Genomic DNA, 7769 nt, shown 5'->3' on the forward strand with positions numbered 1-7769 from the left:
CGGCTGCTCGCCGCGATGGACGGGGGCGATGTCGACGTCGTCATCGGGGCACGCTTCGCCGGTCGAGGCGACTACGACGTGCGCGGGCCCCGTCGCTGGGCGATGAAGCTGATGTCGCGCGTGCTGTCGCGCATCACCGGCGCCACGCTCACGGACGCGACATCGGGGTTCAAGGCGTGCGGGCCACGGGCCATCGGCCTCTACGCGGTCGACTACCCGGCGGAGTACCTCGGCGACACGATCGAGTCGCTGGTGATCGGCGCGCGGGCCGGCCTGCGGGTGACCCAGGTGGGCGTGCGGATGCGGCCCCGCGCTGCCGGCAACGCCTCGCACAACCCGCTGAAGTCGCTCATATTCCTGGTCCGGGCCACGGTCGCCCTCGTCATCGCGCTGACGCGACCCAAGGTCTCGATCCACGATCGGGCGGTCTCGTGAACGGCTACGGGTTCGCCCTTGCCCTCGTCGTTGTCGTCCTCGTCACGATCGTCCAGCTGCTGCGCACCCGACGACTCCGGGAGAAGTACGCCACTGCGTGGATCGCCGTCGCGTTCGTCGTCGTGGTCATCGGGGTCTTCCCGGACCTGCTGTTCGCGCTCGCGTCGTTGGTTGGCGTCCAGACGCCGCTCAACCTGCTCTTCGCGCTCGGCGGTGTCGTCCTGCTCGTCGTCTGCATCCAGTTCAGCGTCGAGATCACGTCCCTGGAGGCCGAGACGCGCACGCTGGCGGAGGAGGTGGCGCTGCTGCGCCACGACGTGCGCCGTCTGCAGACGGGTACCGATCGCGCTGAGCCGACTGCACACGCCGACCCGTCGAGGGCCGAGGGGACCGACGCCGGCGAGTCCTAGACTGGGCGCCTGCCCGAGCCGATCCGACGATGACGACGAGGTGGACCTGCCGTGACTGCGCTCGACCGTGATGCCCGCGTCTACGTCGCCGGCCACCGAGGACTCGTGGGCTCCGCGATCTGGCGGCGTCTCGAGCACGAGGGCTTCCAGGACCTGGTCGGGCACGCCTCGTCCGAGCTCGACCTCCGCGACCGTGACGCCACCTTCGCCGCGTTCGAGGCCGACCGGCCGGACGTCGTCGTGGTCGCTGCCGCGAAGGTCGGCGGCATCAAGGCCAACGACACCTACCCGGTCGAGTTCCTCACCGACAACCTGCGCATCCAGAACAACGTGATGGAGGCGGCGCACTCGGTCGGGGTCGACCGGCTGCTGTTCCTCGGGTCGTCGTGCATCTACCCGAAGATGGCACCGCAGCCCATCCACGAGGACTCACTGCTGACCGGGCCGCTCGAGTCGACGAACGAGGCCTATGCCATCGCGAAGATTGCGGGGATCACGGCCGTGCAGTCCTACCGGCGCGAGTACGGCCGGCGCTGGATCTCGGCCATGCCGACCAACCTCTACGGTCCGGGCGACAACTACGACCTCGCCACCTCGCACGTGCTGCCGGCGCTGATCCGACGCTTCGACGAGGCGCGTGCGAACGGCATCGGTTCGGTGACGCTATGGGGGACCGGCTCGCCACGTCGTGAGTTCCTGCACGTCGACGACCTCGCGGTCGCGACCCTGCACCTGCTGGAGCACTACGACGAGTCTCAGACGATCAACGCCGGTGTCGGCGAGGACCTCCCCATCTCGGAGCTGGCCGCGCTGGTGGCCGACGTGGTCGGCTACGAGGGCGCGACGGTCTGGGACACCTCGATGCCCGATGGCACCCCGCGCAAGCTCCTGGACGTGTCCCGGCTCAAGGCGCTGGGCTGGAGCCCGTCGATCGGCCTGCGCGAGGGCATCGTGTCGACCGTGGCGGACTTCCGAGGTCGACGCATGACCCTGGACGGCTAGCGCGCAAAGTCAGCCCCGCCGGCATCGTCGCAGGTCAGGACGTCGTGGCGGTCCGCTCGGTCGCGTCGTAGAGCGAGGGTCCGATGCCGACCGTGAACACCCAGGAGCGGCCCGGGGCCAGCCTCAGCGGCGCGCCGCCGGACGTCGTGAGTGTGGTCGGTGAGGTTTGGGTGGGGCGCGACCAGTGGCCGGTCGTGCACCTGCCACCCCGCATCAGGATCGCGTCGCCGCCCGCCCCGGCGTAGGACTCCAGCACCGGCACCTGGTAGTTGGACCGGTCCTTGGTGCTGGGGGAGTCGTACATGCGCAGAACGACGACGTTCGTGGCGGTGAGAGGCTTGCCCGTCTCGCGATCGATGAGGTCCTTGTCGTCGAACTCCAAGACCCAGGACTTGGACGCCGCGTCCCAGTGCGCGCCGCCCGTGGTCTGCTTGGCCCAGGTGGCTGTCAGCCTGGTGCAGGGGCTGGAGCCCGCGGCGGCCTTGCCGAAGGCGAATCCGCCGCTGGCGGGGGGGTGTGCCCCACCAACGGAGGCGAACCCGGCGAGGGCGATGCCGTTCGCGTAGAAGTTGTAGGGCGCCGACCGGGCCTGATCAGTGCTGTACGACGGCCCGCGGACTTCCGTGTCGCCGACCTTCGCATCCTTCCCGAGGTCGACGAGCAGGCCGTCCGTGGCGGCCCTTGCGATGTCGGCGAGCACCGGTGTGTCCGCCCCGGCGTAGGCGAATCCGGGCTTGCCGAACTGCGGGACGAGTCCGATGTCTGTCTCGCGCGCGCTGCGCACAGGCCCGATCTTGGCGGGGTAGGAGCTGGCGTAGATCGCCACCAGGCGCAAGTGGCCACCCTCGATCTCCTCGACCCACACCTGGTCTGCAGCGCTGACGCCGGACTGCGGCCAGGCCTCCTTGGTGTTGGCCACCTTGACCGCCACCGCCGGGCCGATCTCTCCCGCAGTCCCTGTCAGCGGATCGATGCCCTTCGTCGTCGCCACGGGTGGCGCGACGGTGTTCACCGGAGCTGGCGGTGTGGGCGACGGCGGCGAGGCCACGCCGAACGAGGAGCTGCACGCGGCGACCCCCAGCGAGAGGGCCACCGCCCCCGCCATCCGGGCGCGTCGGGCGAACAGGCGATGGGTGGCGGCGATCGTCGTCATGTGGTCAATCGTGCACTATGCCGCGACGTGCTCCGGCGCGCCGGACGGCTGCCGCGCGTCGACCGGCCAGCCCGGGTCGCGGCGGATCGATCGTGCCACGAGTACCCCGAGGGCGAGCGCAGCGACGATGGTGCCGGCGATGACAACGGTGGTCGGGACCGAGTGGAACCAGTGGAACTCCCGAGGCTGCAGTGTCGTCCCTACGAAGAGCGGCAGACCCGTGCCGTACCGGATGACGGTCATGCACCAACCCCAGACGTTCTCGAGGAGCAACGCCCACACGACCAACGGCGCCAACCTCCGGCCCACTTCTCCCGGCCGCACCGATCGGAAGTGCCCGACCGCGGCGCCGAGGAGGGGGATGCCGACCAGGAGCGGAAGCGCATAGCGGCCCTGGTAGTTCTTCCACTCGGTGCCCCAGACGAAGACCGCGCCCAGGAGCGGGGCGACGGTGGTGGCGCCGACCCCGAGCGTGATCAGGCCGAATCGTTGCCGCCGTGTCCCCGCAGCGATCCCGATGGTGACGAGGCTGACCGCAGCTGCAACGCCGAGCCACATCAACCATGGCGGCAGGTAGTAGTCGCGCCACCCGAAGATGCCGACGGTCTCGAGCACGTAGTCGAACAAGAGGGCGGACATGTCCCAGGCGGACTGGATCCGCGAGCCGGACGCAGACGCACCCCCCGACGTACCGTGCTTGAGCACCTGGAAGGCGACCCCGGTGACCAGGGCGACCGCGGGTACGCATGCCCAGGCCGCCAGCATCCGACGCAGGGCCCGTGCCTGATGCCACGCCGCCGTCGGCACGACAAGTGCGATGCAGGCGAGCAGCGCGACGCCCTGGACGAACGAGTAGGGCCGAGCCAGCATGAGATAGGCGGAAGTCACAGCGAGCGCACCCGCGGCCCTCCTCGCCGCGGTCGAATCCTGGTCCGTGAGCCCACGGACAAGGGCGACCGCCGAGATGCAGGTTCCTATCGCAGCTGCGATCTCAGCGCCATTGGGATTCACCGAGGCGACGAGGAAGGCCACCATGGGAGTGAAGGCGGCGAGGCAGCCGACGACGATCCAGTGCATGGGGGTCCGGCGGCAGAGCAGCAGCGGAACGCCGATCAGAGACATGCCGAGCGCCACGGAGAGAAGCCTCATCAACAACCATGGAGTGCTTCCGAACGGCAGGTACGTGGGCAGGCCGACGATCGCGTAGTAGAGGGGTGGGTAACCGGCCGCCGAGGTACCCATGGTGATCGTCGTGTCCGGACCGGGCGGGATACCCGGACAGAGCCACAGCGGCTTCTCGGGTGTGAACCGGATGCAGCTCGTGGGATCCGAGAAGACAGGTCCTGGGATCGTCACCTGGGTGCCGTCAGGGCCGGAGCCCAGCTGGCCGCGGACGACAGCCGCGGCGTAGACCGTGTGCCACTGCTCGTCCGGCACGGCGCCAAGCGGGTTGAGTACCGCCCACGTGACCGCGATCGCACCCAGGAACAGCACCAGGAGCATGTGCGTGTGAGCCGCCCTCGGGAGGAGCGTCGGCTTCCGCTGCGCCACAACGCCTGGCGCTGCACCCACCGATTGCCCCCTCCGAAAGCTGTTCTCGACATCCTAGGGCAGCGTCGAAGCGACGGTGTCGCCCGAGTCCGGTCTCGGGCGCGGGTCTGAGCCCCCGGGCGCAGCGGACCAAGTAGGCTCCCGATTCCAGCGTTCTGCTGGGCCCTGGAGTCGTGGAGAGTGGCGTGCGGCGACTGAGTTTCGCTCGGCGATTGGTGATAGCCGGTATTGCCTCCTTCGTCGTGGTCTTCGGCGTCGGACTTCTGGGGATCTCGAAGGCGCCGGCGACCCCGTTCGATGAGGCGACCCACATGGACTACCTGTTCAAGGTCGCCGACGGCCACATCCCGCAGATACTGGAGCCGTACGGTCAGAAGGCCTTGTCGATCTGGGCCTGCGACGACCCACGCGGCGCCGCGTGGGCTGCCCTCGAACCGTGTGGAAGCCCGACGTTCAGTCCCGGCCTTGCACCCTTCGGCGGGCAGAGCACGGCGACCGGGTACACGCCGACCTACTACGTCCTGTCTGCGATCCCGTACCGGATCTGTGAGGCAGTGACGAACTGGCAGGCGAGGCCGTGCGCCCGAACCGCCAACCTGGTGTGGCTGTCGGCAGCGGCGAGCGGCTTCACCGTGCTCATCCTCCTGCTGGGGCAGGGTCTGGTCGTCGCGATCCTGTCGGGAATTGGGCTGTGCCTCATCCCTTCTGTGCTCCTCCAGGGGATCACGTTCAACCCGGATGCAGCCGTGCACGCGGTGCTTCCATGGCTCGCCGTCCTCGCCCTGGCCCTGAGCAGATCCCGCTGGAAGCCATCGCGGCAGATCCTCGTGCTGTGCCTGGCCTCCCTGATCGCCATCACGCTCAAGGAGACCGCGCTCGTCGGGGCGTTCCTCATCTTCGTCTTCTTCGCCTACGCGCAGGTGTCCCGTCTCGCCGGGCGGGAGCGGCTGGTCCGTCTCGGTTGGCTCGCGCTCGCCTTCACCGCCGTTCTTGTCGGCGTCGTGGCCAACCAGAAGTTCCAGCTGCTCTGGCGTGGCCAGGGCCTCGTTGATCACATGAACGCGTCCATCCTCACTCCGCCCGATCAGATCATGGGGGTGCTTGGCACGGCGTTCTGGAGCGTTCTCGGGCCGTTCAACCAGCTGGTCTGGGGCCCGCTCGCCGGAGGCGACCTGCAGAACTACGTCGGCGTTCTGGCCATCGTCACGTGGGCCATGGTCCTGCAGATCCAGACCCTGCGCGCCGGTCCCGAGGGACCCGTGGAGCTCCCGGCGCGCCGTCGCCTGCCGACGTCATTCGCCCCGCTGGCACTGATCGTCGCCATCACGCTGCCCATCGTGCTCACCTACGCCCTCTGGCGACAGAGCGGACTGGCGCCGGTGCAGCCCCGGTACTACATGGGCACGGCGGCGGTTCTCTTCGCTCTGGGCGTCGGCTCGACCCGCAACCGCTACGTCGGTTGGTTCGCGGCCGCGTGTCTGACGTTTCTCAGCGTCGCGGTCGTCAGGTCCTTGCTAGCGGCGTGACGAAGTCGGCCTCGCTCGCACGCCCGGGAAGCGGCACTTCCTGACCTGCAGCGTGAGGCCAGCCGGGCTCCGTGCGCAGCGAGCGCCAGAGGGCGTACGCCGAAGCCGCGGACAGCAGGACCCCCACAGCGATGACGGACGTCAGCAGCCACCCGTGGTACCAGTGGAACTCGCGCACCTGACTCGTCTTGTCATCGAACAGCGGGAGGCCGCTTCCATAGCGGATCACCGTCATCCACCAGCCCCAGAAGTGCAGAAGCGCGACCAGCCAGACGAGGCCCGCTGCAGCGGTTCGACCTGTCTGTCGCGGTGTCACCCCTGCGAGGTGGGCCACTGCCGCACCGGCGATGGGGAGTGCGACGATGAGCGGAAGTGCGTACCGCCCCTGGTAGCCGGACCAGCTGGTTCCGAAGACGAACATCCCGACCGCGAGCGGCCCCACGACGAGCGCCCCGAGCGCGAGGACGCAGAGGCCGAGCCGCTGCCACCATCGCCCGGCGACGAGCCCGATGGCGAAAGGGGTGAGCATCGCGGTCAGGCCGGCGTACTCGAGCCAACCTGGCAGCGAGTAGTCCCGCCAGCCCAGGATGCCGAACGTCTCCACCAGGTACCACCACAGCAGCGCGGACATCGCCCACGCGTTCGTGCCGATCTCTGCCAGCTGGCCCGAACCTGTGGTGGCGGCCCCGCCCGGAGCCCCGACCCAACGCGTGTACAGGAGGCTCACCGCCAAGGCGGTTGCCGGGATGAGTGCCCAGGCGAGACAGTGCCGCCAGTGGCGCCTGACCGTTGCCCACGTCGTGGGCGGTGCGAGGAGGGCCAGACCGACTCCCAGGCCGACCATCTCCACGAACGACGCGGGGCGGGCCAGGGCGAGGTAGGCCGACGTCGCCGCCAGCGAGGCCGCAGCCCGGGTCGTGTCCCGACGGTTCCCGCGGCGTAGGGAGTCGAAGAGGAAACCCGCTGACAGGCACATCCCTGCTGCCGCTGCAGTCTCCGCGCCGTTGGGGTTGACCGATGCCGCAAGGGAGACGAACACCGGTGCGAGCGCGGCCAGCGTCCCGACGACGAGCCAGTTCGTGGGCCGATGACGGAACAGCCACAACGGCAGCCCGACAAGTACCAACGACAGCGCGACCGAGAGGAGTCGCATGAGATACCAGGCTGGGGGGCCGAACGGCAGCAACGTCGGAGCGCCCACCAGGGCGTAGTACAGCGGCGGGTAGTGAGCGGCGGCCGACGTCGCCTTCATGATGGTGTCGGGGCCCCACGGGATGGTGCAGGTCCACAACGGAACCGAGGGCTGGGTGGCGTAGCAGTCGCTCACGTTCGTGAACACCGAGGTCGGGATGAACAGGTCGTGGCCCGACGGCCCGCTTCCCAGCTGACCTCGAACCACGCCTGCGGCGTAGAACACGTGCGCAGGCTCGTCCGGGACGGCGCCGATAGGAGTGATGAAGACCCACACGAGCGACAACGACCCGAAGAACAGCATGAGGAGCACGTGCGAGCGGTTGCCGCCGCGTTCACCAGTGTCTGTGCTCACGTGCCCCTCATCCCCCACCCGGGCACGATGGTCCGGCTCGACGCCCTGCGCGCCATCGGCTGCTTCGACGAGAGCCTCAAGTACGCGATGGACCTCGACGCCTTCCTCAAGCTGCGCAGCCACGGACATTTCGTCTTCACGACCTC

The 7769-nt window shown here is 69.1% G+C and carries 7 protein-coding genes; 4 read left to right on the plus strand and 3 right to left on the minus strand.

Annotation, left to right across the window (positions count from 1 at the left end):
• The 3 genes from VIM19_07440 to VIM19_07450 form a co-directional block, all read left to right on the plus strand.
• Positions 1–435 (plus strand): glycosyltransferase family 2 protein (locus VIM19_07440; GenBank protein HEY5184720.1); only part of this gene is annotated, 435 nt, incomplete at its 5' end.
• Positions 432–845 carry a DUF2304 domain-containing protein gene (locus VIM19_07445; protein HEY5184721.1) on the plus strand — a complete coding sequence of 138 codons (414 nt, stop codon included), beginning with the start codon at positions 432–434 and terminating at the stop codon, positions 843–845. The genes VIM19_07440 and VIM19_07445, both read left to right, overlap by 4 nt.
• Before the next feature lie 51 nt (positions 846–896).
• A complete protein-coding gene (locus VIM19_07450; GenBank protein ID HEY5184722.1) occupies positions 897–1847 on the plus strand; it encodes a GDP-L-fucose synthase in 951 nt (316 codons plus the stop codon).
• A gap of 34 nt (positions 1848–1881) precedes the next feature.
• Here the strand turns inward: VIM19_07450 and VIM19_07455 are convergent, their stop codons facing one another.
• Both VIM19_07455 and VIM19_07460 read right to left on the minus strand, forming a co-directional pair.
• Positions 1882–3000 carry a DUF3048 domain-containing protein gene (locus VIM19_07455; protein HEY5184723.1) on the minus strand — a complete coding sequence of 373 codons (1119 nt, stop codon included), beginning with the start codon at positions 2998–3000 and terminating at the stop codon, positions 1882–1884.
• 15 nt (positions 3001–3015) lie between these two features.
• Positions 3016–4503: a DUF2142 domain-containing protein gene (locus VIM19_07460; GenBank protein HEY5184724.1), complete on the minus strand. Its 1488-nt coding sequence runs from the start codon at positions 4501–4503 to the stop codon at positions 3016–3018.
• A gap of 233 nt (positions 4504–4736) precedes the next feature.
• Between VIM19_07460 and VIM19_07465 the strand changes: the two genes are divergently transcribed.
• The gene (locus VIM19_07465) at positions 4737–6077 is read left to right on the plus strand and encodes a hypothetical protein (protein ID HEY5184725.1); all 1341 of its coding nucleotides are present in this window, start codon (positions 4737–4739) and stop codon (positions 6075–6077) included.
• On the opposite strand, the gene VIM19_07470 is transcribed toward VIM19_07465, so the two are convergent.
• On the minus strand, positions 6055–7623 hold the full coding sequence (locus VIM19_07470; GenBank protein ID HEY5184726.1) for a DUF2142 domain-containing protein: 1569 nt from the start codon (positions 7621–7623) through the stop codon (positions 6055–6057). The two genes, VIM19_07465 and VIM19_07470, sit on opposite strands and share 23 nt — an antisense overlap.
• Positions 7624–7769 lie beyond the last annotated feature (146 nt).

The sequence above is a fragment of the Actinomycetes bacterium genome, assembly GCA_036510875.1.
In the GTDB taxonomy this organism is placed as follows: domain Bacteria; phylum Actinomycetota; class Actinomycetes; order Prado026; family Prado026; genus DATCDE01.

Excerpts from the sequence above, each read along its gene's own strand:
- VIM19_07455 (HEY5184723.1), bottom strand. The coding sequence starts at position 3,000 with ATGACGACGATCGCCGCCACCCATCGCCTGTTCGCCCGACGCGCCCGG.
- VIM19_07460 (HEY5184724.1), bottom strand. The coding sequence starts at position 4,503 with ATGCTCCTGGTGCTGTTCCTGGGTGCGATCGCGGTCACGTGGGCGGTA.